Origin of the sequence: Cellulomonas sp. P24 (genome assembly GCF_024704385.1) — a bacterium.
Classification (GTDB): Bacteria; Actinomycetota; Actinomycetes; order Actinomycetales; family Cellulomonadaceae; genus JAJDFX01.
Window position 1 is genome coordinate 1,333,256 of record NZ_JAJDFX010000002.1, and the last position, 26,172, is coordinate 1,359,427.

Below are 26,172 nucleotides of genomic sequence, written 5' to 3' on the forward strand. Positions count from 1 at the left end.
GTCCGTTGGACGCCGGATCCCTGAAGATTCGATGAAGACACCGGCGGCCTGGCGCGGACGGGCCGCGGCGGGCCGCCGACGCGTGAAGGCCCGGGGATCACCCCGAAAGGTTGTGCGCACGCACGTGCTGGTGCGCGGGCAGGTGGATCCGGAACCTTGCCCCCGTGCGGGGTCCCTCGCTTGCCGCGGTCAGCGTGCCCCCGTGGGCCTGGACGATTGCCCGGGCGATGGTCAGACCGATCCCGCTGCCTGCCGAGGACCGGGTGCGGGAGGCATCGGCCCGGTAGAAGCGCTCGAAGAGCCGCTCGGCGTCGACCGGATCGAACCCGGACCCGGTGTCGACGACTTCCAGGACGGCGCCACGCGGATCGGTGGCGACAACCACGTGGACCGCGCCCCCTGCGGGGGTGTGTCGCAGTGCGTTGTCGAGCAGGTTGGCGACGGCTTCGGTGATCCGGTGCGGGTCCACCCGTACGACAGCTGCCCGATCAGTGATCCGCAGGTCCAGCTGCACCCCTGCCGCGACGTAGCGGGCTCGGGCCGCGGCGACCGCGTCGGTCGCCAGTCCGCCCAGCTCGACCGGTTCGGCGTGCAGGTCCAGCTGTCGCTCCTCGGCCCGCGAGACGGCAGACATGTCGGCCACGAGATGGCGAAGGCGATCGGCCTGGTCGATCAAGGTCGCCCGCGTGACCGCATCCAGTGGCAGGACACCGTCGACCACGGCCTCCACCGTGGCCTCCAGCGACGCGATCGGGGTGCGCATCTCGTGGGCCAGGTCTCCGATCAAGCGCCGGCGAATGGTCTCGGTGTCTGCCAACCGGGCCGCCATGGCGTTGAACGCGTCGGCGAGCTGGGTGAACTCCGGGCCGATGGCCGGGGCCTGGACGCGCACGCGCAGGTTGCCCCGGGCGATGCGATCGGCCGCGTCGGCCACAACGGCGACCGAGCGCCCCAGACGCCTGGCCACGATCCACGTCACGGCGAACGCGGTGATCATCGCCACCGGTACGGCCACCCCCAAAGAGGTGAGGATCGTGTTCGCGAACGCGTCCTGCACCTGCATCAGCAGGGTCGGGTCGAGAGGTCCGCCCACCGCCATCCGCAGGTGGTACCGGAACGCTGTGGGCGCGACGCCCAGGGCGACACCGAGCACGGTCACTCCGCCGGCGAGCACCACGAGCCCGAGCGAGACCATCAACCGCCACACGAACCCCAACGGGGTGCGGCCCCTGCCCCGACGACGCGTTCTCACCGATACCCACCCGGCCGACCCACGGGCCCCACGTTCACCCCAGGCGCCGCGGCGAGTCGGACCGCGGCCAGTGACGTCATCCGGCGCCCATCCGGTAACCGACTCCCCGCACCGTGCGGATGTAGCGCGGGGCGCCCGGGTCGTCGCGGAGCTTGCGCCGCACGTGCCCCAGGTGGATGTCCACGATCCTCTCGTCGCCGAACCATGCGGGTCCCCACACCTGCTGGACAAGCCGGGTGCGGCTGAACGCGGTCCCCGGACGCGAGGAGAGCGTGCTCAGCAGGTCGAACTCGATGGGGGTCAGGACGACCATCTGCTCGCCCAACCACACCTCGCGCGCCTCCGGGTCGATGCTCAGCTCACCGAACCGGCGCACGGGGGCGGCCTCCGGGGATCCCGCGCCGTCAGATTGCGCGGCGTCCGCGCGTGGGCGGCGCATCATGGTGCGGATACGAGCGACCAGGACCCGCGAGGAGAACGGCTTGGTCATGTAGTCGTCGGCACCCACCGACAGGCCGACCAGGGTGTCGATCTCCTCGGCCCGCGCGGTGAGCATGATCACGTAGGCGTCGCTGAACGTCCGCAACTGACGGCAGACTTCAGTCCCGTCGATCCCGGGCATCATCACGTCCAGCACGACGACGTCCGGGTGGACCTGACGAGCCACACGCAACGCCTCGTGCCCATCACCGGCGGTCGTGACGTCGAACCCCTCACGCCGGAGATAGGCCGCAACGACCCGCACCAACGACGGCTCGTCGTCGACCACCAGTGCCCGGATGCGGGGCACACCCGAAGGGCCCGCATCCGTCGTCGGCCCCTCGGGTGCCATCATTCCCAGTCCCTCTCCGTGCATGTGTGAGCCATTCCTCGTGGTCGCGCACGGTCAGCTCGCACCGAACCGCGGCGCCTGCGCACGAACGCGGGGCTAGGAGACGGTGAGTTCGGTGTACATCCCGGCGCCGTAGTGCCCGGGCAGGTTGCAGACCAGCTCGTAGTGCCCCGGCGTGAGGGTGAGGGTGACCCACCCCGAGGCGCCTGGGCGGATCCCCTGACCGGCGCCTTGGCCCCCGGTGTTGGACGCTTCCCCGAGGCTGCCGGCCTCGTCGACCTTCCCGTCCGGACCGATCGGGCGCGCACCGACCTGCTGGTTGTCCGCCAGGGGCAAGATGACCAGCTCGTGATCGATGCTGCCGACGTTGGTCACCGCGAACGACACGGTGCCCGCCGGGGCGCTCGCGCGGTCAGCACTCAACCGCATGGACCCGCCCATCATCGTGCGCTGACCCATCATGGATCCGCCCATGTTCACCAGGGACACGTTCACGACAGTCCCCGGGAGGGCCGGAACCCCGCGCGACGAACCGCTGGACAGTCCCGCAGGACCTGACCCGATCCCCCACCTGGCCGCGGTGCCCGACCCGAAGGCCCCAGCCCACGCCGAGGCCACCAGCACCGAGCCGAGCAGCGCCGCGACTGCGGCGGCGAGGGCCGCGATCAGCCATCCCCGCCCTCCCCTGGCCGTGGCAGTGCGTGCCATTACCGGCCGCCTCGGGCCGCGATCAGGGCTGCGCGCTGCTGCTGGTAGGTCTCCAGGTCCACCTCGCCCGACGCGAGCCTGCGGTCCAGGATGTCCACGGGCGACTCCTGACCCGGGACCGGTTGCGACACCTCGCCCGCGTGGCCGGGGTGCGCGTTCGACGGGAGCAGGCGAACCACCAACCAGATGATCGCCGCGATCAGAACCACCCAGAACAGCCCCATGAAGATCCACGCGCTGCCACCGGCACCCCCGCCATACCAACCCATCATGTCCGTCTGCCTCTCTCGTATGTTCGTCTTCGGTAGGACTTCAGCCTCCCGCTCCGATGCGACGAACCCACCGAGGAACGACAAAGATCCGACGAAGGTGCTCAACGTGTCGTCTCTGTCGAATCTCTGTCGTTTCCTCACCATGATCCACGGGTCGGCGCGAAAGGCTGGAGTCGTGCCGGAATCGGGGCGCGAACAATCGAGGGGGGTGCTCCGCATGGCCGAGATCGGCCACATTTCCACCGCGACCCAGGTCGACCACACCGTGCGGGCAGTCGCTGCCAGCGCCACACGTCCGTTCCGGACGCCCGCGACAGCCGTTGATGGCGGGGCGGGCACGCGCTCGTCTTCGCTCAGCCGGGCGGTCCGATACGGACCGCCCGCCTGAGCCGCACACCCATCGCCCAACCGATCGAGAGGATCACGTCATGAGCTATGCCATCACCACCACCTTGGACCAGGCGTTTGAGACGACCTTGGCGGCGGTGCGCGCCGCGTTGACCGCGCAAGGTTTCGGGATCCTGACCGAGATCGACATGGCGGGCACGATGAAGGCGAAGCTCGACGTCGACATCGACCCCCAGGTCATCCTCGGCGCGTGCAATCCACCGCTGGCTCACCGCGCGTTGCAGGTCGAGGAGTCGATCGGACTGCTCCTACCGTGCAACGTGGTCGTGCGCGCTGCAGGCGCGGGCCGCACCACGGTCGAGGCCCTGGACCCGACTGTCATGGTCACCGTGACCGGCAACGACGACCTTCGACCAGTCGCCGCCGACGCCGCCTCACGGCTGGTCGCCGCCCTTCGCAGTCTCGCTCCGTCGCCAACTTCGTGAACGCTCGGGCATCCCAACCCAGTGGTCGCACCGATACCCAAGTCTGAGAACCCGAGACGGAGACAGTGGTCATGGAGATGGACCCGGAAGAAATGGCCAGAGTCGTCAACCGGCTCAGGCGGACCCAGGGGCAGGTGGGGGGCGTCGTGCGGATGCTCGAGGAGGGTCGGACCTGCGAGGACATCATCACCCAGCTCGCCGCAGTCAGCCGGGCCCTGGACCGGACGGGATTCGCCCTCACCGCATCGGGACTCAGGCAGTGCCTGGCCGACTCCGGCGGCACGGAGACGACGGACACGCTCAAGCTGGAGAAGGTGTTCCTCTCACTCGCCTGAGCGGTAGCCGCAACGACCGGGGTACCGGCAGCCTTACGCTCTTCACCGCCGACAGACTCGAACCATCGCGAACTTAGCCGCCCCGGGCTTGGCGCATGGCGTCAACGACTACCGCACCAACTCCAGGGCCGTCGAGCGACGCCCGGTGCGGCACGACCGGTGCGCATCACGGACATCGTTCGAACCAGGGCGATCGTCCCGATGGCCCGGCCAGGCGCCTCGGCTGCCCACGGAACCCCCGTCAGCACACCGAGACCAAGGTCAAGCCCGTCTGTCGCCCGCGGCCGGCAGCTCGCGCCAAGCCCAGTTCGCCCCGCGCCAACACGATCGGCGCAACGCGATGGGCGAGTGGATCTCGCCAGTCGCGACTGCGTCCGACGCGCCGCCACGGCCGGCGTTGTGCGCCCGGATCCCCTGCCACGTCGTCGTCGCTAAGGAATGCGGCGACAGATGTCAACGACGGGCTGGGATTGACCCCCTTACACTCGGGCGGATTCTGGGGGGAGGGTCAGTCTCAGGGCGTCGACAACAGAACGTACGCGCCATGCCCCACTCGTTGACGAGGTCCGGCACAGGGACCCTTCCCTACGGTTCAGATGCGCCCAGGACTGCCAGCACGGTCGGTGCCAGGGCATCCGCGATCCGCCCATAGCCGGTCGCTGACGGATGAAAAGCGTCCGCGCTCATCGTGCTCGGGTCGTGAACGAACTGGCGACCGACGTCCCGGCTCACGTCGACCAGGCGCACCGACGCGCGCTGGGAGGCAGCATGCCGCTGCGCGACCCCCATCAACCTGCCGTAGCCGTGCACCGCACCCCGCAGGGGGTAAGGCACGGCCCGCATCGCACGGAACTCCGGCAGGCCCGACATCACCACAGGGGCACCCAGGCCCACGAGGGCGTCAAGGAGTTCACCCGAGTGACGGGCAAGGCGGGCGGGCGGGGTCCGGTTGGTGACGTCATTGGTGCCCACCAAGAGCACCGAGACGTCCGTGTCACCCAAGGCCAGCGGCAGCTGGAGGTTGAGGACGTCGCGCGTCAGAGCACCCGAGCGCGCGTAACCCACGACATGCACCGCACGACCCGCACCGTCAGCCACCCGTTGCGCGAGCTGCACGGGCAAGGAATCGCTCACATTACAGACCCCGACCCCCGCCATCGCGGAGTCACCGAACGCCGTCATCTCCACCGGTGGCAGACCCCGCAGGACTCCCCGGGTCGGCACGACGGTCACGTCGATGTCGCCCACGCATTGCGGTGAACTCCCTTGGCGCTTGCGCATGCCCGCAGCCTGGCCGCGGGTGATCACGGCAAGAGCGACCAAAAATGCCATCAGCACTCCCTGCGACCGATGTCGTCGCGTCATCCGTGTTGCCCTTCCGCGCGGCGGTCTCCGACGAGCGCTCGTACCACTTATCTGCCACCAAGGAGAACGGCGAACCCTGCCACGGTGCACGGGCCCGGCGCAGGCTCGGGCAGCCCGCTCGTCGCCGCTACCCGCTGAGCCTGTGGCCTATCTGCTACCTCGCCTGGCGCTCGGGGCCGACTGCCAGCGACGTCTGCGGACCGGCCCCGAGCACCTCACGCGCCCAGCGGGCTGTCACCTCGGTCGATGCCGACTGCACTGGGCGCGAGCGCTGCCGCCCTGTGCGCGGCGCGTCAATGGTCGTGCCGGCCCGGCATCGCGAACATCATCGCTGCCATCACTGCGAGACAGATCACCGCGAACACGATCGCCCCCGTACCCGCCACACCCGTGGCGACGAGGATCCCCACGATGACCAGCATCGGGATGCAGCATGCGATCATCATCAACCGGTGTCCGCCATGCCCGCGGTGACCGGTCGCGGCGTCCTCGTCGGGATGCTGGTGGCCATCGTGGTGGTGCACCGGCTCGCCACTCGCATGGTTCGACGACGATGGCTGTGGTCGACCCGTCGGACCGCTGTCCGACGGCCCGTTGCGCATCACTTCGCCGACCTCAGCGAAGCGGGCACATGCCCCAGTCTCTGGTAAAGCGGGCAGTGACCTGTGGCCCCGGTCACGATCAGATCGAGCCCGACCAGAATCAGGAGCACCTCCAGGACCCTCGCGATCACCGACTCGGCCCCGACCAGCAGGAGCACGCCGCCGGTGACAGCGAGCACCCCCACAACGATCCGGGCATCGCGTTCGATCGAGGTGAGATTGACAGACAGCTTCGTACGCATCGCATCTCCTCAGTGGACTCCCGAGCCGTTGAGCTACGAGAGGGCCTCACCTGTCAGCGTGGCCGGCGTAGGTGAAGGCTCGCGTGTCCTTCGATGAAGATGCCCTGAAGAACCCGGACGGTTCGGCCCCTCCCCGCCGTGACCCGTGGCTGCGTGCCGGTGTGCCCGCTACGCGCGGCCGGGCGGCAGACCAGGGGCGGGCGACCGGGGACCGACGCGACCGGGCGGCGGCGGCCGCCCAGGACCAACAGCCACCAGCACCCCCTGAGCCGTGTGATTGAATGCCGCCATGGCCGGACCCCATGTGACCCTCGCGACTGCGGTTGACCCCGCGGTGCGGGAGTGTTGTCCGCCCACCTGCGCCAGCTGTTGAGCTGAGCGCGCAGCGACGCCCCGCGGGCGTCGACGACCAGGCGTCGCCGTCCTGGCGGCCCCTGGCCCATGAGCCGGCTCGGCTCACCCGTTTGTGCGCAGCATTCTCTGCGCCCCTGGTCGTCGGCACGCCCGCCGATCGATACTCCCACGCGCCGCCATGGGCTCCGGGCCGGTCGACACCCCATCTGAAAGGACTGTCATGAAGCACATCGCGAGCACACTTCGAGGGATCGCTCTCATCACGGCAATCGGGTTCGCGTTGGCGGGGTGCTCGAGCGCTGCGGGGTCCTCGGGGGGCACGGCGAGCGGGCACGCCGCTGCGGACACCTCTCTGGCGGCGGTGCAGAAGGCGGGGGTCATCACGGTCGGCACGGAGGGCACCTACCGGCCGTTCTCCTACCACGCGGGTGGATCTGGCGCCCTGACCGGGTACGACATCGAGGTGATCAAGGCCGTCGCGTCCCAGCTGGGCGTGACCGCGAAGTTCGAAGAGACCCAGTGGGACGCGATCTTCGCCGGTCTGCAGGCCGGCCGGTTCAACGTCATCGCGAACCAGGTGTCGATCACCCCCGAGCGTGCCTCCACATACCTGTTCTCCACGCCGTACACCTACTCGACCGGGGTGATCGTCGTGCGCTCGTCGAACACCTCGATCACCTCCTTCGCGTCCCTCGCTGGCAAGACCACCGCGCAGTCGTTGACGAGCAACTGGTACGCCCTCGCCCAGCAGAACGGTGCCACCATCCAGGGCGTCGAGGGTTGGGCCCAGTCCGTGGCACTGGTCCAGCAGGGGCGGGTGGACGCCACGATCAACGACAAGCTGACGTATCTGGACTACCAGAAGCAGAACGCTGACACCGGGCTGAAGATCGCGGCCGAGACCGCCGAGAAGTCCACGAGCGCCTTCGCGTTCACCAAGGGCAGCACAACCCTCGCCCATGCGGTCGACGACGCACTCAAGAAGCTCACCGACGACGGGACACTCGCTGCCATCTCGAGGAAGTACTTCGGGCAAGATGTCTCGCGGTAGGACGCCGCACGGCCGGCATGGCGCAGGCGGCAGGCGATGACCGCGGACCCTTCGCGCTGGGCTCTGTTTGTCTCAGCGCTGTGGCCCATCGTGCACGGGGCGATCGCGAGCACGATCCCCCTGGCTGTGGTGTCGTTCGCGATCGGGCTACTGCTCGCACTTGCCCTGGCCCTGATGCGCCTGTCGGGTAACCGACTCGCGTCGGGCACCGCTCGCGTGTACATCTCGCTCGTGCGCGGCACACCGCTGCTGGTCCAGCTGTTCGTGATCTTCTACGGACTGCCCTCCATCGGCATCGTCCTGCAACCGTGGCCCAGTGCCGTCGCCGCATTCTCCCTGAACGTGGGCGGGTACGGGGCCGAGGTCATCAGGGCCGCGATCCTCTCGGTCCCCCACGGGCAGTGGGAAGCGGCCTACATGATCGGCATGTCCCACCGGCGCACCTTGAGCCGCATCATCTTGCCGCAGGCCGCACGGGTCTCGGTGCCGCCGTTGTCCAACACCTTCATCGCCCTGGTCAAGGACACCTCGCTGGCCTCACTGATCCTGGTCACCGAGCTGTTCAGACAGGCCCAGAAGGTCGCGGCCTTCAGCCAGCAGTTCATGCTGCTGTACCTGGAGGCCGCCCTCGTGTACTGGGTTGTGTGCCTGGTCCTGTCGAGCGCCCAGGGATCTCTCGAGAACCGATTGGATCGTCATGTCGCCCGCTGAAGAGCCGCCGCCCATGGGCGAGGTTCTGCTGAGCGTGCACGGGCTGAGCAAGAGCTTCGGGGCGAACCCCGTCCTGCGGTCAATCGACCTCACCATCGAGCGCGGGCGCGTGCTCGCCCTCATCGGCCCCTCCGGGTCCGGCAAGACAACTCTCCTGCGGTGCCTGAACGGTCTGGAGCTCGCCGACGGCGGGACGATCAACACCCCCGGTGAGCTGACGCTCGACTTCACGACACCGCCCACCAGGAGCCAGCTCAGCGCACTCCGGGACCGTTCGGGGATGGTGTTCCAGCACTACAACCTGTTCCCGCACAAGACAGTGCTGCAGAACGTGCTCGAAGGCCCCCTGGTCGTCCAACGCCGACCACGGGCCGAGGCGACGGCCAGCGCCCTCGAGCTGCTCGCTCGGGTCGGCCTGAGCGAGAAGACGCACACCTACCCCTTCCAGCTCTCCGGCGGCCAACAGCAACGCGTCGGCATCGTGCGAGCGCTCGCACTGCAACCCCAGCTCCTGCTCTTCGACGAACCGACCTCGGCACTGGACCCCGAACTGGTCGGGGACGTCCTGCGCCTGATCAAAGAGCTCGCAGCCGACGGCTGGACAATGGTCATCGCCACCCATGAGCTGGAGTTCGCCCGCGAAGTCGCCCACGAGATCGCCTTCCTGGACGCCGGCACGATCCTCGAGCGCGGCCACCCCTCGCAGCTCCTGCGCGACCCCCAGCACGAGCGAACACGCCAGTTCCTGCACCGCGTCCTGCACCCGTTCTGACCAGCCAACATCTGCGCATCCGGCGGGCGCCCGAGCAGGATCTCGTTCACCCGCGCGGGCAGATCGCGGCGGTGCGGACCCGACGCCGCTCCCATACCGCCGTGGGCGATGGAGCCCTGTCGAGGCCGCGCGGTCCGGGCTCCTTGATCAAGCCTTCATCGTTTCTGCACCGCGAACCCTGCAATGAATCGACACGGTAGAGGGATGGACGCGACAAGCACCCGAGCGCAACCGACACAGGTCAGCGCACACGCCGCTGGGGCGCCGAAGACCGGGCGCCCCCGGCGCACGGTCTGGACCGCCCTGAACGGCGCCCTGGGCGCAATCGTCGGGGTGGCCCCGCACGTGCTGCACCACATCGGACCCCTCGTGGGGACCGCACTGGTGGCAGGTGCGGGAGGGACTGCGCTGTTCGGCGGCCTGGGTCTGGTCGCCTCCGTGCCGATGCTCGTCAAGCTGCATCGCAGGTTCTCGAGCTGGTGGGCACCGGCCATCGCGTTGGCCGCCTTCACCGCGATGTTCCTCGTCTCCTCGCTCGTCATCGGGCCTCTGATCAGCGGCACCACCCAGCCCGCGACACCGGGTACGACCGCCATCGACCACGCCGCCCACCACTCCTGAGCCGGCCGGGTCACCGTGCCCGCGACGGGCCTCGTGCGGTACCGGAAGGTTGGCGTGGCAACCCCGGACCGGTGATGCCCGGGCCCGTCCTCGATGGCGCCGTCAGCCCTCACCCGTTTGTTTCACGCCGATGAGCCCGCCAGCTCGCAGCCCGCCGCAGTGAGCGCCGCGCGAACGGACTCCTCACTGAGGATCGCCGAGCTGGTGACCGTGACCCACGACCGCCCACCGGTGATCCGCTCGATCTGCACGCCCGTGACACCGGCGATGGTCGTGACCTTGACCGCGACCGATGACACGCACTGGTCGCACATCATCCCGTCAACGACATAGGTGGCGGTACTCATGGGTCCCCCCTTCACAACGACGGTGCGGTACGCGCGGAGCAGTCGCCGTGGCCTGGTGTCACCTCGTCCCACGGGATGTTGGGCACGCGACGGCACGGAGGCGGTGTCACACTCCCTCGACGGCGTCCGGCTCAGACGGTCGCATCAGCGCGTACCCCGGCACCGCCATGGTGGTGACCTCCGTGCCCACCGCAGCACGACCGGGACTCAGCGGCGTCCACGACGACCTCGTACGCCGTGTGCCGGGGCCTCTCGTGAAGAATCTCCTCTAAGCGGGCATGAACCTCCGCAGCCACCGCGGTGCCCTGCATCGCGGCGAACGCCTCCGCGCTGGTGTGCTCGACCAGCGCAACGTACGTGCCGTCCGCGGCTAGCATCAGGCGCCGACCGCTCAGCCCCTCGACCTGGCCCAGCCGGTTGTTTGACCACGCGAACCAGGCCCGGAACTCCCCGTCCCGATCGGTGGGTACCTCAGGGAAGGTGGCGATCACGACGAACATGGGTTCCTCCAACAGGTGAGGTCAAGGGTCGGTAGCACCACGCCCCCGGGCCATCCGAGCCGCGCCCGGGCGGGTGCTGTGCCCAGGCTCCTGCACCCGGGCGCATCAACGCCCGATATTCGATGAAGATGCGATGAAGACCGACGAGACCGGGCTCACGCCCGAGCTGCCGCAGGGGATCTTCATCGAACGTTGACCGATCCGCCGGGACAACCTTCGTCGCACCCCCACATGGTGGGGTCCGGCGCCGAGCTGCCGGGATGAGCCCACAACCCACCTCCGCGTCCGTGAACGACGGAGTGACGCGTGCGCCCGATCCTCTTTTCAGTCTTTGGCTACAACGTCCAGTCCTACGGGCTCAGCAAGGCGTTGGCGGCACTGGTGGCTGCGTTCCTGCTCGCTCGCGCGTTCGACCGGGTGGGCCTCAAACGCGACTCCGCCTACTCCTTGGTGATCTGGGCGACCGTCTGGGGCTTCGTCGGAGCCAAGATCTACTACCTTTTCGAGCACGCCCCGAACCTGACACTGCACAGCTTCGGCGGCATGGGCTTCACCTGGTACGGCGGCCTCATCGGCGGCGCGGCCGCGACGCTGGTCATCGTGCGCCGCCACCGTCTGCCTCTCGGCGTCGTCGCCGGCGCGATGGCGATCCCGCTCACCGTGGCCTACGGCATCGGTCGCCTCGGGTGCCTTCTCGCAGGCGACGGCACCTACGGGAAACCCACCTCCCTTCCGTGGGGCATGACGTTCCCTCACGGGGTAGTGCCCACCGACGTACCCGTGCACCCCACCCCGCTGTACGAGGCACTCGCCGCAATCGTGATCACCGCGATCCTGTGGGGGATCGCCAAGACCTGGAACCCGCCAGGGGTCTTTGGCGCCTACCTCGTGCTGAGCGGGATCTCCCGGTTCCTCGTGGAGTTCCTTCGCATCAACTCCCCAGCACTGCTCGGGCTGACCCAGCCGCAACTGTGGGCCCTCGCCAGCGTGGGCGCCGGTCTGGTGCTGATCGGGTGCACCCGGCACCGGACCGCACCGCAACCGGTCCCAACCGACACCACGGATCAGCGCGCGCCGACACAGTCCTCGCCGAGAGCCTGAACCGGCGCACATCTTCATCGGTTCTTCGTCAACCGTGCTCCACGACGAACAGGTTCACCCCCGACGCTGAACATGACACGGACCGGGCAGGAGGAACGCGATGGCGATCAGCGGATGGCTCATCCTCGCCGGAGTCCTCCTTCTCTACGTCGCCCTGGGCCTGTGGGCGGTCTCCCAGATCTTTCCCACCAACAACCCGAACCCGCACAGCTCACGACGCGTTCGCGAACCAGACCGACAACAGGAGGACTCCCAGCCATGAACAGCCCGATGCAAGGACACAACCACGGCGGCAAGAACCACCTGCTCGCGATGCTCGGCATCTTCGCCGTCATCCTGGTCGTCCTGCTCGCCGCCGGACGATCCTTTGGCGAGGCCCTACCACTGGCCGCGGTGCTCGCCTGCCCGGTCATGATGATCGGGATGATGTTCATGATGCGCGGCGACAACGGCCACCAGCACGGCGACGACTCCACAACCGGCCACGATCACGACCACGGGACGCGAGCTGCCTCCGAAGGGAGCGTCTCTGACCCCGCGACCACGAGCGCGAATCACGCGAACGCCCCCACCCAGCGACAGCACCCCTGAAGGTCGTTCTCGCCCCTGGTTCGGCTCGTGGAGACCGGAGCCAACCGACCGACAGGCGCACCTGGTCGAGCCGGAAGTGCCCACATGATGTCGGACCGCACGTGCGTCGTCTTCATCCCCGCGACCGCCGGGATCCGAGGTCTGGGCCTGACCGGGGTCACGAGCACCGTGATCGTCCACGAGCGTCGGAAGAACGCGAGCATCCAGGTCGCAGCGAGACCACCCACCGCAGTTGTCAAGGCCGGCACCGGCCAGTCGCGGAACCGGGGTGCAAGCAGGGCCCGAGCCAATGGGGGCGATCAGTTGCCCGCGAGCAGCACGACTCCGAGAACCGGGACATCGTCCCGCGTGTGCTCGAAGGTGGTGCTGACTGACCCGGGGTGGACGGTGGTGATCCACCATTCACGGCGGCGGTCTGGTCGGCATGGTGGCAGAGAATGCGACCTGGGGAGTCGATGGTGCGCGGGGTCGGACATCCGGGACCTGCCGCGACGCACATCGAATCTTCATCGAATCTGCAGGATGGGTGCAAGGTTCACCAGAACCATGGAGCCCGACCGCTGGGACTGCCCCCGGTCTGGTTGACACTCGGGGTTGATGGTTCTCAGGCCGCGTCTGCGGCTGCGTAGATCATCTCAAACTCGACGGGGGTGAGCTTGCCCAGGGCGCGCTGTCGGCGGCGACGGTTGTACTTGGTCTCGATCCAGGTCACCATCGCCAGCCGGAGCTCCTGGCGGGTGTCCCAGCGGCGGGTGTCCAGGACGTTCTTCTGGAGCAGGGAGAAGAAGCTCTCCATGCTGGCGTTGTCGCCGGCTCCGTATGAGCGGCCCATCGAACCGACCAGGCCGTTGTTCGCGAGCAGGCGCTGGGTCTTCTTGGCGCGAAATTGACCGCCCCTGTCCGAGTGACAGATCGTTCTCACCGGTGAGCGCAGGGCGATCGCGTTCCGCATCGCTGAGACCGCCAGCGACGCCTTCATCCGCGAGTCGATGGAGTAGCCCACGATCTTGTTGGAGTACAGGTCCTTGATCGCGCAGATGTAGAGCTTGCCCTCGCGCGTGGGGTGCTCGGAGATATCCCACAACCAGACCTTGTTGGGAGCCTCGGCGACGAACTCGTGACGGACCACGCCGTGCTCGTCAACCACCGCGAGGAGGTCGTCATGCGGAGCGGGGCCGGTGGCACCTGGCTTGCTGGTCTTCTTCTTCGCATGAGAGGCGTAGATGCCGGCGATGCCACACAGCCGGTGCACGCGGTTCTCGCCCACGACGATGCCGTGCTCGTCGGCCAGCTCGTCGGTGAGGAACCTGTAGCCCAGCGTCGCATCGTCCTGATGGATCTCGTAAAGGACGTCGATGAGGTGGGCGTCGTCCCAGTCCCGTTGGGACACGGGGTTCTTGAGCCACTTGTAGTACCCCTGCGTCGTCAGACCCAGGACCCTGCACGCCACCGCGACCGGCACCCTGATGCGGGCGCCGGCCGCGGCCATCTCACGGACGAGAGGGAAGACTATTTTCCCGGCAAGTTGGCCTGCGACAGGTAGGCAGCAGCGCGCCGTAGGACCTCGTTCTCCTGCTCGAGCAGGCGGATCCTCTTGTTCGCCTCACGCAACTGCTTGCGCTCGTCTTCGCTCAGACCGGGACGCTTGCCGTCCTCGACATCGGCCTGCTTCATCCAGTTCGCCAGCGAGCCTTCGGAGACGCCGAAGTCCTTCGCGATCTGAGACAGCGGTGCCTGGCCCTTGCGGGCCACGGCCACGACGTCGTTGCGGAACTCCTGAGGATAGGGCTTTGCCACGGGGACATCCTTCCAGCGAGGACCAGATCCTCACAGATCAGGTGTCAACCAGACCCGGGGCAGTCCCGCTGCACCCTGGTGCTGTCCCGACGCATCCTGAACCTTCTCTCCTACCGACTCCCCATCGTGTGCGACGAACTGGGCATCTCGCTGCTCGACCACCACCACGCCGCCACTGATGCGAACGCTGCCGCCCTCATCGCGCTCGAGCTAGCACGCCGCCAGCAGGCCAGCAGCTTGGAGGAACTCGCGTCCGGCGTTCAGGTGCGACTGGGCCACGTCTACGGCGGCAACTGGCATGGGTGCGTAGGCACAAGCTTTGGGGAGACCCCTGGAACGAACCCCGACGCTGACCCCCAACACCCGTTCTACGGGCAGGTCATGGTGTTCACTGGCGGACTGACAATGCGCCGGGAGGACGCGTGGGCTGCTGTCGCATCACTCGGCGCCACGCCCGAGAAGGGCGTGAACAAGCGCACCACCATCCTCGTCGTCGGCGATGGGTTCACGGGCAACTCCGTGGAGGAGTTCCACACTGGCAAGGCCGTCAAAGCCGTTCACTGGCAAGCCAAGGGCCACACTATTGAAGTCCTGACCGAAGGTGACTTCCTCGAGATGCTGGAAGAGAAGGCATCATCTGGCGCACGCAGTTGACGTGTCGCCCCTGCGGGACGGTTCGACACCAAGCCCTGTCCGAGGAAATGCCCCCGCCGCCCCGAGGTCGTACCGACAGCCTCGGGTACAGCACCGAGCGAGCACCTGTGACCGCCGCGCGCACGCCGCCGCGCACTCCCACGCGCGCTAGTCTGCGGCCGCTGCCCCGTCGAACGGCGAGTCAAGGAAGGCGAGGAACGCGAGGCCCCGCGGGTCAACGCCGTGATAGATCGTGGGCTTGACGACCGACTGCTTCTTGGGCGACGAACCCACCCATTCGTCGGTGACTCGCCCGTCATTGATCTCCCAAACCAGGCCATCGCCAACTAAGTCGCGAAGCAGAGGCCAAACCGCGTTCTCAGCGAGTGAGCCCGATAGTGCCCGAGCTATGAGCATCTGGGCGTTATCCACGCGCTCCGTGCGACCCGCCTCGATCGTCATTAGTGTTCGAAGAACGACTACATGCGACGGCTCGTAGGCGCCGATCAGGGCAAGGAATCGATCTCGCTGATCCACTTCCCCGGCCACGTATCCGTTGACCAGGCCGTTTCGTAGGTACTGGCGCTTGGTTTCGTCCGCTGTCTCCAGCGACTCCCGAACGACCCTCATGGTCGCAGCATTGAACTCCTCAGATTCCAGGACGCCGAGCTGGAGCCCGTCGAGCTCTTCAAAAGCGCGCGTTACGTCGCACCGGAGTTCCTCGAGAATGCGTGCGACTCGCTGCTGAGCGGGGATGCTTCCGAAGTATTGAGCCACAACTGCGGCCGGTCCGCCGAAGATGGGGATTGCTGAGACTGCTGTGGCCACGGTCAAGCCCGCGAGCTCAGCGCCTTTGGCGTTAGCCGCATCTCTGTCCACTCGCCAAGACTAGCCATGGCCTACCCGAGTGCACAGGCCTGCATGGAGTTGCCGGCCTGGGTCGAGCCGGCGACCAGGATGTCGAAACCTGCGGCGACGGCTGTGCCCAGGAACCTGGCCCCGTGGTGATCACGGCGGCGGTTCCCTTCGGTGGTGGGTTCGGAGCGCCGGGAGGCTCTGGGAACACAAAGGGACGCTGCGCCACAGTCGGTTCGGGTACTACCGCCCCGCGCCCGCGAGGTACTTCACGAGTTCTTCGGCGAACATGCAGGCGTCGCCCTTCAAGTCCTGGCGCTCTTCTCGGTCCGCGTCGGACCACTCGTCCACGAGCTGGTCCAGGAGTTCCGACACGATCTGCACCTCGTCGATGAGGTTCGAGATCGCACTCGATGTCGCGACGGTCGGTGAGGCGAACGTGATGCCAAACTCGGCGCACCTGGCGGTGAGGAGTCGGCCTGCGGCTTCGTCGCCGATGATCGGGACGTCGGAACGAAGGTTCTCGAGCCGGGAGACGAGCTCATCGAGGCAGGCCCCGAGGGACCGGGCGCTGGCAACGGTCAACTTTCCAGCTGCGACGATAACCAGCCGATCGCCAGTCTTCGCGATCGTCGAGCGTCCAGGCGCTGTCGGTGTCCGGATTCTGGCGGGCTTTGTCTGCCAGTACCTCCCCGGACGCCAGCCACGCGCGTACCTGGTCTCCCTCGACCTCGATCAACGTCGCGTACGCGAACCCTTCGGCGAGAGAGGTGTCGACCGCCTTGCACATCTCGGTTCCGTCCTCGTTCCACACGCTTCCGACGTACCCGGTAGGCCCAATGACAGCGAGCGGTCGGACATCGCCATTGCCCTCGCTCGGGTCAGGCATGAGGATGCCTGGGTAGCCGCGCCGCCCGATGATCTCTGGCGCGATCAAGGGCATTTGCGCGAGCGCGCCGATCCGGCGCCGGTTCTCGTCGTAGTTGGTTCCGTAGAGAACCGCACTCGTGATCGGCCTCGCGGCCGAAGCACCGGGTGGGCGGACCCGCCCTACGGGGGTATTGGTCATGAGTGTCTGCGCCGCCGCGGCGATGTCCTCACTGGTGAGCGCATACGGAAGAGCACTGACCATCCACGGCGCAGGCCCCGAGCCCAGTGCGGCTCGCCCCTGGGGCGTTGAGGGACCGAAGAGCTTTCGTCTGAGGCTCACCTGGTCCGCCCTTCCGGAGGCGATGACGAACGGTCCGCTGCCGCCCACTTCGGAGAGTCTGATGCGATCCCCAACACTCTGCACCCGGGCGCTTCGCCCAGGGGTGCTCCCCCGGTCGTCCCGGCCTACTGAACGTACCTGACCTGGTCAAAGGACAGCAGCGACTGGCATGATCCTGCGCCTCCCCGCCTACGCTCCACCGGTCAGATGCCTGGTCCTGCGTCGGTGGCGTCCCGTGAGGTGGTGTAGTTCCCGTCCTGCTTCGTCGTGGTGATCGCGACGTGGAAGGCCATCGTGCGATGGTCGGTGAGACCGGACTAGGGAACTCACGGAAGGACATCGCACGATGGCTATGGACCAGTCTGCCCTGCTCGACCTGCTGACCGCATTGAAGGACACCGACGTCAGCGACCGGATCAGGGTCGCGACCGAGCACCTGTATCAAGAGCTGATCGACGCCGAGGTGACCGCGGTGATCGGCGCGGGCCCCTGGCAGCGCACCACCGAGCGCACGACCCAGCGCAACGGGTCGCGGGACCGCGTGTTGACGACCACGGCCGGGGATCTGGAGCTGCGGATCCCCAAGCTGCGCACCGGGTCGTTCTTCCCGAGCTTGTTGGAGCGGCGCCGCCGGGTTGACCAGGCGCTGTTCGCGGTGGTCATGGAGGCCTACCTGCACGGGGTCAGCACCCGTAAGGTCGACGACCTGGTCAAGGCGTTGGGTGCGGACACCGGGATCTCCAAGAGTGAGGTCTCCCGGATCTGCGCCGGTCTGGACGAGGAGGTCTCGGCGTTCCGCGACCGTTCCTTGGACCAGACCGCGTTCCCCTACGTCTACCTGGACGCGACCTACTGCAAGGCCAGGGTCGGACGCCGGGTGGTGTCCCAGGCCGTGGTCATCGCCACCGGGGTGCGGGCCGACGGTCACCGTGAGGTCCTCGGGTTCGACGTCGGAGACTCCGAGAACGGTGCGTTCTGGACCGCGTTCCTGCGATCGCTCAAGGCCCGCGGCCTGACGGGGGTGCAACTGGTGATCTCCGACGCCCACGAGGGGCTGAAGACCGCGATCAGCTCGGTCCTGCTCGGATCCTCCTGGCAACGGTGCCGGGTCCACTTCACCCGCAACGTGCTGGACGCGGTGTCCAAGACCAACGCCGAGATGGTCGCCGCGGCGATCCGCACGATCTTCGCCCAACCCGACGCCGACCACGTGGTCGAGCAGTTCGAGGTCATCGCCACGATGCTGGGCCGGTCCCACCCCAAGGTCGCGGGCATGCTCACAGGCGCCCGCGAGGACCTGCTCGCGTTCACCGGGTTCCCCGCCAGCCACTGGAAGAAGATCTGGTCGACCAACCCCCTATCTGTTAACCGGTTCTCGGGCGACACGTTGGCGCTGGCGGCGTGAGGCTGCCCGGGCTCGGGTCGGGGCGGGCGGATCCTGCGGGGAGCTGGCGAGGGGAGGGGTCATGGAATTGCGGGTGCGACGTACTGACGGCGGGCACGAGTTGAGCGGTGGCTGGGTTGGCGTCGGGGAGGTGAACGCGTTCCTGGGGCACCTGGCCGGCAGGGGCTTCTCGCCTGCGACGGTGCGGGCCTACGCCTACGACCTGTTGAACTTCGCTCGGTTCATCGGTGGGCGGGACCTGTTGGTGGCGGACGTGGGCCCGACGGACATCTTCGAGTGGATCGACGTCCAAGGGGTGCGCCGACCGGGCCAGGCCGGCGGCGTCGTGGCGTTGCGGCGCCCGGGCGCGGCGCCGTCCTCGGTGAACCGGCGTGTCGCAGCGGTCCGCGCGTTCTTCGAGTATCAGGTGATGACGGGGGCCCGGGCGCAGAACCCGGTCCCGACGCCGCGGCGGGGCGCCGGAGCCAGGCCAGCACCTGGGGGTTTGCTCGGCCATCTCGGGTCTGGACGTGCCCGTGGTGGTGGTCGCTTGGTGCGTCAACCGCGCCAGTTGCCTGAGTCCCTGCCGATGGATCAGGTCCAGGAGTTCCTGGGGAGCTTGCGCACTCACCGGGACCGGGCGATGGTGCTCGCGATGCTGCTCGGCGGACTGCGTTCGGCCGAGGTCCGCGGGCTGCTCCTGGAAAGCATCGATACTGGCCGACGGCGCCTGCGGGTGGTCGGCAAGGGCGCCAAGGAACGCGTCGTCCCTATCGATGCGGCTTTCTTCACCGAGTTCGGCGCCTATCTTCGCCTGGAGCGGCCCCTCGGTCTGGCCACCCCGGAAGCCTTCGTCGTCCTGCGGGGCCCGGGCGCCGGGCGCCCGATGGGTGAGGCGGCGCTGCGAAGTCTGTTCCGCCGCCACCGGGCGTCCTCCGGTGCGATCCGGGTTCGCCCCCACAGGTTGCGGCACACCTACGGCACCGAGCTCGCCGCAGCGGGGATCGACCTGCTCGCGCTGCGGGACCTGATGGGCCACGTCAGCCCGCAGACCACCGCCGCCTACGTGCACCTGTCGATCGAGCACCTGGCGGCCGAGTACGCCGCCGCCCGGGCCGTGATGAGCGGGGCACGGTCATGAGCGCCGCCGTCGCGCGCATCGCGACCGCTGGCGACCACGATCTTCTCGGGGACTACGTCGATCACCTGGATACCCTCGAGCTGTCCGACCGGGCCCGACGCGACCGGCTGCGCGCCGCCCGCACGTTCCTGACCACCGCGGGCGACCTGACCGCCTGGATGGATCTGCCTACCGGCGTCCGGGTGCAGGACCTGCGCCGGACCGGGGCATGGCCTTTCCTCGTCCACGCCATCGGCGCTGGGCTCGTGCGCCTGGACCTGGACCTGGCCGGGGCGAAGAACCTCACCGGCCTCGCTGCCACGATCGAAGCCCGAGACCCGGGCGGCTTCACCGCCGCCCGGACGGGCGGCGCGACACTGGGCTGGACCCAGACATGGGTCCAGACCGTGCTGGGTGAGTGCCTCGCGGTGATCCTCGCCTGGCACGGGGGCGCCGTCAGCCAGGTCACGAGCGCGGTGATCGACGACTTCGACGCTGCACTCCACTCGAGCGTGACGATCCCAGCCTCGACGAAGAAGGCCTACCGGTGCCGACTGGCCAGCCTGCGTCAGATCCTGTTCCAGGCCCACATCGTGAACGACCCACCCAGACGACGGCCCTGGGCCCGCAGCCTCGAGCAGCGTCTGGACGCCGTCGCCATGGCCGAACCGATCCGCGAGGTGATCGGGCGCTACGTGCGCACGCGCGCCACCGTGCTACGCCCGAAGTCAGTCGAGTCCCTGGTCAACGACCTCCTGCCGGTCGCGGAATACCTCACCACCCACCACCGCGACCTGCGAACCTTCGCCGACCTGCGCCGTGAGCACGTCGAGGGTTTCCTGGCCTGGAACCAGACCCGAGGCTGGCGAGGGCAACGAGCCGCCGCCGGCACCGGACGCACCATCTCCCGGTCCGTGGCCGCCTCCACCGTCCTGACCCTACGCAACCTCCTGGACGACATCACCGCCTGGGGCTGGGACCAGGCACCGGCCCGCCGACTCGTCTTCGCCGCCGACATCCCCAAGCTCGACCGTCCCCTGCCCCGCGCCCTCGCACCCGACATCGACGCCGCACTGATGAGCGCCGTTGCCCAACTGGACGACCCGTTCGCCCGCACCGGGCTGACCGTGCTGCGCGGCGCGGGCCTGCGCATCGGGGAACTGCTCGACCTCGAGCTCGACGCCGTCGTCGACTACGCCGCTGCCGGGACCTGGCTGCGTGTCCCGCTCGGCAAGCTCGCCACCGAACGCATGGTCCCCCTGGACCACGACACGCTCACCGCTCTGGACCAATGGGCCGCGACCCGCGGGCAGCACCGACCCGTGCCCCATCCGCGGACCGGCGCACCGACCGACTTCTTCTTCACCGAGCACGGCCACCGGCTCGGCGCCACGAGGCTGCGCAACGGGCTGCTGACCGCCGCCCGCGACGCCCAGTTGCACGGCCCCGGCGCACAGGTGCTGGTCGTGACCCCCCCACCAGCTGCGCCACACCTACGCGACTGCCCTTGCCAACGCCGGCATGTCGCTGCAAGCCCTCATGGCGCTGCTCGGGCACGTGACCCCCGAGATGACGATCCGCTACGCCACCCTGGCCTCCCCGACCCTGCGCGCCGCCTACGACGAGTCGATCGGCAAGCTCCGACGCCAGCTCACCTTGACCCCCGTCGGACGCCCGATCGTGCCCGACAAGATCGCCTGGCTCGGCACCGAGATGCTCAAGACCCGGCTCGGGAACGGGTACTGCTCGCGCCACCAGGCCCAGGGCGCCTGCCCCTACGCCAACATCTGCGAGACCTGCGACCACTTCACCCCAGCCGCCGAGTTCACCGCAGCGTTGACCGACCAGGTCGCCGACATCCGCGCCCTGCAGACCGACGCCGAAGCCCGAGGATGGGCCTCCGAAGCAGCCCGCCACGACCGCGCCGCGACCGCCATCGAGCACCACCTCGACCGGCTCCGCCCACGCACCGAGAACCCCCCAGCCCTTGCCCCGCCCACGAGAGCCGGTTAATGGAACGACTGAACAAGGAGGTCAAGCGCCGCACCGATGTCGTGGGCGTCTTCCCCAACCCCGCCGCGCTGCTGCGACTGGCCGGCGCCGTCCTGGTCGAAGCCCACGACGAATGGGCCGCCACCGACCGCCGCTACCTCTCCGAACACTCCATGGCCCAGCTCGCCGCCATGACCACCCTCGCCACCCTCGCCGAACAGGAGGTGGACGCCCCCGAACTCCTCACGGCATGATCTGAGCACTGACCCGCACGGTGTCGAGAAACTCCACCACTCAGCGGGACGTCACCCCTGCGTCTGGCGTGTGCGAGAGTTTCAGTACCGAACGGGTACCGACTTGCTATGACGGCTGAGTGTCAGTGCAGGTCAGAACGGTGAAGTGCGCAGTCTTCCAAATTGGCTACGGGAGCCCGCTCCGCGTTGCGCGCACCGGGCGACTCTTCCAGGGGCCCCGGGTATGCAGACCGTCCACCGCAGGAGCACCGCTCCAGGCGATCAGCGGTTGCCCCGCAGAGATGATCGGCTACCCAGGACATTTCGAGTTCGGCGCCGCAGGCCGGCGTACGAGAATTCATCGCAGCTGCACTCATCTCGTCAGTGCGACGGCATCAGAGTCCGCGGGAGCGCCGGGGATCGGCTCCGACTTGATGGGGCCGCTGTGCGGCTGGTCGAGCGTGTAATCTCCTTGCTCCGCGCCCGACTCGATGATCCGGCCCGCAGCGGCGATCGCGCGGGAGGCTGCTTCGCGCAGTCGGCTGGCGTCGCCGTCTGCCCATCCGGTGACGTACGGCACGGAGTACGCGGCGCTCTCCAGGCTTGCGGAGGCGGTGACGAGGTAGGCGATGGATTCGGCCTCAACCTCGGCTTGCCCGCGGCACTGGTGGTTGATGGCGTAGTCGGGGAAGCGGTGTTCGTGGTCGGCGCGGATGTGCCCGAGTTCGTGGGCGAGGGTCTTGACGGCCTGCGCGGGGTCGACGTCGTCGCGGACCCGCACGACGCGTTGACCGTAGGAGGTGTAGCCGTTCGCGCCGCCGCACGGTCCACGTTCGAGGCGGAACCCGTCGGCGTCGACGAGCCTGGAGAGGTGGTCCCACAGGTGCTCCGGCGCGGGGCCGCGCAAGAGTTCGGGGGCGACGTCGGGTAGGGGGTGGCCGTCGGTCTGGGTGAGGTCTTCTCTCGAGATTTCGTGGTCTTGGTCTGAGGTTCCCGTGGACGCGGGGTTGTTCGTAGCGTCCGGCGTCGAGTAGGAACGGTCATGACCATCGAGTTCGGTGTACCGGCACAGGTTGTCGAGGAGTTCTTGGAGCATCTGGCCCGCCGGGGCCGCGGGTCGTACACGACCCGCGCGTACCGACTGGGCGTGCAGGACTTCGGTTGCTGGCTCGCTGAGCGTGAGCAGTCGCTGGAGGGTGTCTCCCGTGCAGATGTGGAGGTCTACGTCGATGCGTTCGCCCGCGGCTACCGCACCGGCGGGCGACCGCCACGCGAGCAGCGCACGTCGGTCGTCGAGCTGACGTCCAAGCAGCCCAGGGGTTCCGATGGACGGCGCGCGCCCCGCACGGTGAACCATCGGCTGAGCGTGTTGGGGTCGTTCTTCGGCTACCTGATCGACCGCGACACCGAGGCGGGTGAGGGCACCTGGGCTGACAGGGTCAGCCCGGTGCCGCAGGCCCCGGCTGTCGGTCCACGGCACGGGCGCCCGGGTGGCGGCGATGCACCGGTACGTGGTCGCGCTGAGCTGCGTCGGCGCGAGCCCCGCAAGTTGCCACGCGATCTGGACCCGGCGGACGTGCAACGACTGATCGACGCGGCGCCATCCGCGCGTGACCGGGCGTTGTTGATCCTGTTGTCGCGCACCGGTCAGCGGATCGGTGACTGGAGCCCCGAGCACGGCCGGCACGGCGTGCTCGGGATGACCCTGGCCGATCTGGACCGGCGCACCTCGACCGTGACCGTGCTGTTGAAGGGTGCGCGCGATGAGCATCGCGTTCCGGTCACCGCACCGTTCTGGGTCGCGTTCGACCGTTACCTGAGCGACGAGCGCGGCGATCCGCCCACTCAGGCGGTGTGGGTCGGTGCGCGACGTGGCCGTGGCCGGCCGTTGTCGTATGGGGCGTTCGAGGCCGGGCTGCGGCACCTGGCCGGCAAGGTCGGGATCCCGGTGACAGCGCACATGTTCCGTCACACCGTCGCGACTGCTCTGGTGGAGCATTCCGGTGTCGCGGTCGCCCAAGCCGTCCTGGGACATCGTCACGTCGGGACCACTGTCGATGTCTATGCCCACGTCGACCGCCACAGTCTCGTCGAGGCCGTGTCGGCGTTCGAGCAGCGGCCGGTGATCGATCGCGCGAGAACCCACGCAGGCCGCGAGAAGTACGCGTTCCATTACGACCTCCGCACGATTGAGGAACTCGACGCACTCGCCCATCCGCGACTGGTCAACAAGGAGCAGCGATGACCGGGCGCGCCGCGCAGCTGGCCGCCGCCCGGCAACTCGCGGTGGCTCCCTACGACCGCGCTGGCGTGCTCGCGCACCTGGGTGCGGAGGTCGCCGGCTACCGGTTTCGTCATCGGTCTCAGGGGCAGCGGATGCTGCGCGCGACCGGGTTCACCCTGGACGCGCTCGACCGGCTGCCCGGCGAGCGGCTGGCCGATCGCTGGGAGGCGTTCGAGGCGCAGGTTTGGCCGCGGTGGCTCACCGGTGACGGGAGGCCACCGGTGCACGACACCTGGACGTGGGGGATGTGGGCGTTGGTGACCTCGCGGCTGGTCCGACCGTCGTGGCCGTTCCTCACCTGGACCCGCACCACGCAGTGGGTCGCACGTCTTCCTTTCGACGACCCCATGACCAGCGCGCATGCGCAACTGGGTGACCGCAACGGCGGCGTTGCCGTTCGGGACACCGATGTTCGCGATGAACGCGGTCAATCGCGGACTGCGGGCGCTGCTCCACTGCGGTGTTGATGAGCTGTCGGGGCTGAGCGAGGCGGATCTGCGCGCCGCCGGTCGGGGCAAAGGCGCCGACGTCCTGGACGCTGCGCTCTGCCAGCTCGGGGTGTTCACCCGGACCCCGCAGCGCGGCACCTTGCGCTGGAGAAGCGTTGGACGGCGCGAGCCAGCAGACCTTGCTGGTGTCGCGGGCGTCCCGGAGATGTTCCGGCAGGTCGCTGGTCTGTACTTGGAGCACTACTCCCGGCGACTGTCGGACAACTACGCGACGTTGCAGCACAAGGCCCGGGCCTTGGCGCACTTCTTCACATACCTGCAGGCCACCCATCCGCAGGTGACGTCGTGCGCGCAGATCACCCCGGCACACGCGCGTGGCTTCGTCGGCCATGCGGTGGAGCAGGCCAGGACCGTGCAACGCGGACGGCACAAGGGCAGCGGGGACACCACCAGCGCCCACGCCTGGCTGGTGGATGTCCGGTGCTTCTTCGCCGACCTGTGCACCTGGGCAACTGAAGCTGACTCGCCGTTCGCCGCGCACTGCCCGAGCGTGGTCCCGCTGACCCGCCACGACCTGCTCGACAGCGGCTTCACCGACGCCCGCAAGCGCACCGAAGCCCGCCTGACCAGGACCGTGCTGGACCTGGAACGGGAGATCCCGAACATCCGGGCGTTCGCACTGCGTCGCTGGCATGAGACCCAGCAGGCCCTGAGGATCGACGAGAGCGGCGAGGGGTTGCAGCGTGCGGAACGGATCGCGTTCTGGGACTGGGCGCTGCTGGAGTTGCTGCTGACCAGCGGGCTGCGGATCGAGGAGGCCTGCGAGCTGACCACCTTCGACATCCTCAAGCGGGCGTTGCCCGACGGCAGGTTGTACTACCTGCTGCACGTCAAACCCTCGAAGTTCGACCGGGCCCGGGTGATCCCGATCGGAGACCAGCTCGGCCGGGTGATCGCCGAGATCATCCGGCACGTGCGTGGCTTCTACGGCAGCGACCACGTCCCGGCCTGCGACCGCAGGGATGAGCACGAGAAGCGGGCACTGCCGTGCGCGCCCTACCTGCTGCAGGGCCGAACCCACCCGAGCACGCTGAACAGCCAGACCATCCGGGGCCGGTTGAGCGCCCTGTCGCTGGCCGCCGGCGCCACCCACAGCGACGGTCGGCCGCTGGCCCTGACCCCACACGACTGCCGGCGGGTGTTCGCCTCCGAACACCTCAATAGCAACACCCCGGTACACGTCATCCAGGCGCTGCTCGGACACGCCACGGTGAACACCGTGATGATCTACGCCAAGCTCTACCCGACCCAGCTCGTCGAGGAGTACCGCCGCGCGATGCGGGGCCTGTACGGCGATGTCTACGGACCTGCGGCCAACCGTGCGCCGACAGACCAGGAGTGGGCGGTGTTCACTGCGAACTGCTCGATGCGTGACATGGGCACCCACATGTGTGCGCTGCCGACCGGTGAGCACTGCCCCCGCGGGCTGGTCTGCCTAGGTTGCGGGCACGCCCAGCCCAAAAAGAGCGCCACCCCGATCTTCCGGCGGATGCTCCTGTCCCACACGCGCGCGCTCGAGCGGGCCCGCGAGGCCGGTGAACCCGCCGGACAGCTCGCTGCCCGCGAACTGGAGGTCGAGCGGATCAGCAGTGCGCTCCAGCGCGCCCAGGAGCTCACCGCAGACGCGGCTGCGGCGTTGGAAGCCGCCGCGGTCTGACACGATCAG

General features: G+C 68.5%; 30 protein-coding genes and 2 pseudogenes. 17 read left to right on the plus strand and 15 right to left on the minus strand.

Annotation, left to right across the window (positions count from 1 at the left end; translation table 11 throughout):
• Positions 1–97: 97 nt before the first annotated feature.
• From LJB74_RS06205 to LJB74_RS06220, 4 genes are all read right to left on the minus strand, one after another.
• Positions 98–1,252 (minus strand): cell wall metabolism sensor histidine kinase WalK, encoded by a 1,155-nt coding sequence (locus LJB74_RS06205; RefSeq protein WP_259307718.1) that lies wholly within the window; start codon positions 1,250–1,252, stop codon positions 98–100.
• A 76-nt stretch (positions 1,253–1,328) separates the two neighbouring features.
• Positions 1,329–2,042, minus strand: coding sequence for a response regulator transcription factor (locus LJB74_RS06210; RefSeq protein ID WP_310650821.1), 714 nt, complete (start codon positions 2,040–2,042; stop codon positions 1,329–1,331).
• 138 nt (positions 2,043–2,180) lie between these two features.
• Positions 2,181–2,792 (minus strand): sulfocyanin-like copper-binding protein, encoded by a 612-nt coding sequence (locus tag LJB74_RS06215; RefSeq protein WP_259307719.1) that lies wholly within the window; start codon positions 2,790–2,792, stop codon positions 2,181–2,183.
• A complete protein-coding gene (locus LJB74_RS06220) occupies positions 2,792–3,064 on the minus strand; it encodes a hypothetical protein (RefSeq protein WP_259307720.1) in 273 nt (90 codons plus the stop codon). The genes LJB74_RS06215 and LJB74_RS06220 overlap by 1 nt, the downstream gene beginning before the upstream one ends.
• Before the next feature lie 428 nt (positions 3,065–3,492).
• Here LJB74_RS06220 and LJB74_RS06225 point away from each other — a divergent pair, with 428 nt between their 5' ends.
• Positions 3,493–3,897 carry a DUF302 domain-containing protein gene (locus tag LJB74_RS06225; RefSeq protein WP_259307721.1) on the plus strand — a complete coding sequence of 135 codons (405 nt, stop codon included), beginning with the start codon at positions 3,493–3,495 and terminating at the stop codon, positions 3,895–3,897.
• 71 nt (positions 3,898–3,968) lie between these two features.
• Complete coding sequence (locus LJB74_RS06230) at positions 3,969–4,232, plus strand: metal-sensitive transcriptional regulator (protein ID WP_259307722.1); 264 nt, start codon at positions 3,969–3,971, stop codon at positions 4,230–4,232.
• A 585-nt stretch (positions 4,233–4,817) separates the two neighbouring features.
• Here LJB74_RS06230 and LJB74_RS06235 read toward each other — a convergent pair.
• The 3 genes from LJB74_RS06235 to LJB74_RS06245 all read right to left on the minus strand — a co-directional run bounded on the left by LJB74_RS06235 (position 4,818) and on the right by LJB74_RS06245 (position 6,441).
• A complete protein-coding gene (locus LJB74_RS06235; protein ID WP_259307723.1) occupies positions 4,818–5,564 on the minus strand; it encodes an SGNH/GDSL hydrolase family protein in 747 nt (248 codons plus the stop codon).
• A 326-nt stretch (positions 5,565–5,890) separates the two neighbouring features.
• Entirely contained in the window at positions 5,891–6,019 is a 129-nt protein-coding gene (locus LJB74_RS06240; protein WP_259307724.1) for a hypothetical protein, read from the minus strand.
• Positions 6,020–6,198: 179 nt separating this feature from the next.
• Positions 6,199–6,441: a DUF2892 domain-containing protein gene (locus LJB74_RS06245; protein ID WP_259307725.1), complete on the minus strand. Its 243-nt coding sequence runs from the start codon at positions 6,439–6,441 to the stop codon at positions 6,199–6,201.
• A 574-nt stretch (positions 6,442–7,015) separates the two neighbouring features.
• On the opposite strand from LJB74_RS06245, the gene LJB74_RS06250 reads away from it, so the two are divergent.
• The 4 genes from LJB74_RS06250 to LJB74_RS06265 all read left to right on the plus strand — a co-directional run bounded on the left by LJB74_RS06250 (position 7,016) and on the right by LJB74_RS06265 (position 9,950).
• Positions 7,016–7,846 (plus strand): amino acid ABC transporter substrate-binding protein, encoded by an 831-nt coding sequence (locus tag LJB74_RS06250; RefSeq protein ID WP_259307726.1) that lies wholly within the window; start codon positions 7,016–7,018, stop codon positions 7,844–7,846.
• A gap of 36 nt (positions 7,847–7,882) precedes the next feature.
• The gene (locus LJB74_RS06255; RefSeq protein ID WP_259307727.1) at positions 7,883–8,557 is read left to right on the plus strand and encodes an amino acid ABC transporter permease; all 675 of its coding nucleotides are present in this window, start codon (positions 7,883–7,885) and stop codon (positions 8,555–8,557) included.
• A gap of 13 nt (positions 8,558–8,570) precedes the next feature.
• A complete protein-coding gene (locus LJB74_RS06260; RefSeq protein ID WP_310650822.1) occupies positions 8,571–9,329 on the plus strand; it encodes an amino acid ABC transporter ATP-binding protein in 759 nt (252 codons plus the stop codon).
• A gap of 204 nt (positions 9,330–9,533) precedes the next feature.
• On the plus strand, positions 9,534–9,950 hold the full coding sequence (locus tag LJB74_RS06265) for a hypothetical protein (protein WP_259307728.1): 417 nt from the start codon (positions 9,534–9,536) through the stop codon (positions 9,948–9,950).
• A 122-nt stretch (positions 9,951–10,072) separates the two neighbouring features.
• Here LJB74_RS06265 and LJB74_RS06270 read toward each other — a convergent pair whose 3' ends face one another.
• Positions 10,073–10,297, minus strand: a complete 225-nt coding sequence (locus tag LJB74_RS06270) for a heavy-metal-associated domain-containing protein (RefSeq protein ID WP_259307729.1) — start codon at positions 10,295–10,297, stop codon at positions 10,073–10,075.
• Positions 10,298–10,428: 131 nt separating this feature from the next.
• Positions 10,429–10,797, minus strand: a complete 369-nt coding sequence (locus tag LJB74_RS06275) for an antibiotic biosynthesis monooxygenase (protein WP_259307730.1) — start codon at positions 10,795–10,797, stop codon at positions 10,429–10,431.
• Between the two features lie 306 nt (positions 10,798–11,103).
• Here LJB74_RS06275 and LJB74_RS06280 point away from each other — a divergent pair, with 306 nt between their 5' ends.
• The 3 genes from LJB74_RS06280 (at position 11,104) to LJB74_RS06290 (ending at position 12,489) form a co-directional block, all read left to right on the plus strand.
• Entirely contained in the window at positions 11,104–11,898 is a 795-nt protein-coding gene (locus tag LJB74_RS06280; RefSeq protein WP_259307731.1) for a prolipoprotein diacylglyceryl transferase, read from the plus strand.
• Between the two features lie 100 nt (positions 11,899–11,998).
• The gene (locus LJB74_RS06285) at positions 11,999–12,160 is read left to right on the plus strand and encodes a hypothetical protein (RefSeq protein ID WP_259307732.1); all 162 of its coding nucleotides are present in this window, start codon (positions 11,999–12,001) and stop codon (positions 12,158–12,160) included.
• Complete coding sequence (locus tag LJB74_RS06290) at positions 12,157–12,489, plus strand: DUF2933 domain-containing protein (protein ID WP_259307733.1); 333 nt, start codon at positions 12,157–12,159, stop codon at positions 12,487–12,489. Before LJB74_RS06285 ends, LJB74_RS06290 begins: the two co-directional genes overlap by 4 nt.
• A 604-nt stretch (positions 12,490–13,093) precedes the next feature.
• On the opposite strand, the gene LJB74_RS06295 is transcribed toward LJB74_RS06290, so the two are convergent.
• Positions 13,094–14,286, minus strand: a protein-coding gene (locus tag LJB74_RS06295; RefSeq protein WP_259306689.1) for an IS3 family transposase whose coding sequence is annotated in 2 segments (ribosomal slippage) — positions 13,094–14,005 and positions 14,008–14,286 — 1,191 coding nt in all. Because the reading frame shifts where the segments join, the coding sequence is not laid out codon by codon here.
• 126 nt (positions 14,287–14,412) lie between these two features.
• Between LJB74_RS06295 and LJB74_RS06300 the strand changes: the two genes are divergently transcribed.
• Positions 14,413–14,940 (plus strand): BRCT domain-containing protein, encoded by a 528-nt coding sequence (locus tag LJB74_RS06300; RefSeq protein WP_259307734.1) that lies wholly within the window; start codon positions 14,413–14,415, stop codon positions 14,938–14,940.
• A 147-nt stretch (positions 14,941–15,087) separates the two neighbouring features.
• Here the strand turns inward: LJB74_RS06300 and LJB74_RS06305 are convergent, their stop codons facing one another.
• The 3 genes from LJB74_RS06305 to LJB74_RS06315 form a co-directional block, all read right to left on the minus strand.
• Positions 15,088–15,798 (minus strand): hypothetical protein, encoded by a 711-nt coding sequence (locus LJB74_RS06305; protein WP_259307735.1) that lies wholly within the window; start codon positions 15,796–15,798, stop codon positions 15,088–15,090.
• A 219-nt stretch (positions 15,799–16,017) separates the two neighbouring features.
• A complete protein-coding gene (locus LJB74_RS06310; RefSeq protein WP_259307736.1) occupies positions 16,018–16,359 on the minus strand; it encodes a hypothetical protein in 342 nt (113 codons plus the stop codon).
• Positions 16,316–17,032, minus strand: coding sequence for a hypothetical protein (locus tag LJB74_RS06315; RefSeq protein ID WP_259307737.1), 717 nt, complete (start codon positions 17,030–17,032; stop codon positions 16,316–16,318). Before LJB74_RS06315 ends, LJB74_RS06310 begins: the two co-directional genes overlap by 44 nt.
• A gap of 298 nt (positions 17,033–17,330) precedes the next feature.
• On the opposite strand from LJB74_RS06315, the pseudogene LJB74_RS06320 reads away from it, so the two are divergent.
• Both LJB74_RS06320 and LJB74_RS06325 read left to right on the plus strand, forming a co-directional pair.
• Positions 17,331–18,344: pseudogene (locus LJB74_RS06320) on the plus strand (IS256 family transposase); the annotation flags it as partial.
• A 106-nt stretch (positions 18,345–18,450) separates the two neighbouring features.
• Positions 18,451–19,509, plus strand: coding sequence for a tyrosine-type recombinase/integrase (locus LJB74_RS06325; protein ID WP_259307738.1), 1,059 nt, complete (start codon positions 18,451–18,453; stop codon positions 19,507–19,509).
• A 917-nt stretch (positions 19,510–20,426) separates the two neighbouring features.
• Here the strand turns inward: LJB74_RS06325 and LJB74_RS06330 are convergent.
• The gene (locus LJB74_RS06330) at positions 20,427–20,756 is read right to left on the minus strand and encodes a hypothetical protein (RefSeq protein WP_259307739.1); all 330 of its coding nucleotides are present in this window, start codon (positions 20,754–20,756) and stop codon (positions 20,427–20,429) included.
• 214 nt (positions 20,757–20,970) lie between these two features.
• On the opposite strand from LJB74_RS06330, the gene LJB74_RS06335 reads away from it, so the two are divergent.
• Together LJB74_RS06335 and LJB74_RS06340 are read left to right on the plus strand one after the other, a co-directional pair.
• Positions 20,971–21,501, plus strand: a complete 531-nt coding sequence (locus tag LJB74_RS06335) for a tyrosine-type recombinase/integrase (protein WP_259310294.1) — start codon at positions 20,971–20,973, stop codon at positions 21,499–21,501.
• Positions 21,501–21,734, plus strand: a pseudogene (locus LJB74_RS06340) (transposase); the annotation flags it as partial. The gene LJB74_RS06335 and the pseudogene LJB74_RS06340, both read left to right, overlap by 1 nt.
• Positions 21,735–22,086: 352 nt before the next feature.
• Here the strand turns inward: LJB74_RS06340 and LJB74_RS20830 are convergent.
• Complete coding sequence (locus tag LJB74_RS20830; RefSeq protein ID WP_396125126.1) at positions 22,087–22,809, minus strand: hypothetical protein; 723 nt, start codon at positions 22,807–22,809, stop codon at positions 22,087–22,089.
• Here LJB74_RS20830 and LJB74_RS20835 point away from each other — a divergent pair.
• The 3 genes from LJB74_RS20835 to LJB74_RS06360 are packed head-to-tail and all read left to right on the plus strand — an operon-like array spanning position 22,756 to position 26,163.
• Positions 22,756–23,958, plus strand: a complete 1,203-nt coding sequence (locus LJB74_RS20835) for a tyrosine-type recombinase/integrase (RefSeq protein WP_396125127.1) — start codon at positions 22,756–22,758, stop codon at positions 23,956–23,958. The genes LJB74_RS20830 and LJB74_RS20835 overlap by 54 nt on opposite strands.
• The gene (locus LJB74_RS06355) at positions 23,955–24,464 is read left to right on the plus strand and encodes a hypothetical protein (protein WP_259307740.1); all 510 of its coding nucleotides are present in this window, start codon (positions 23,955–23,957) and stop codon (positions 24,462–24,464) included. Before LJB74_RS20835 ends, LJB74_RS06355 begins: the two co-directional genes overlap by 4 nt.
• Positions 24,415–26,163, plus strand: coding sequence for a site-specific integrase (locus LJB74_RS06360; protein ID WP_259307741.1), 1,749 nt, complete (start codon positions 24,415–24,417; stop codon positions 26,161–26,163). Before LJB74_RS06355 ends, LJB74_RS06360 begins: the two co-directional genes overlap by 50 nt.
• The last annotated feature ends 9 nt before the right edge of the window (positions 26,164–26,172 follow it).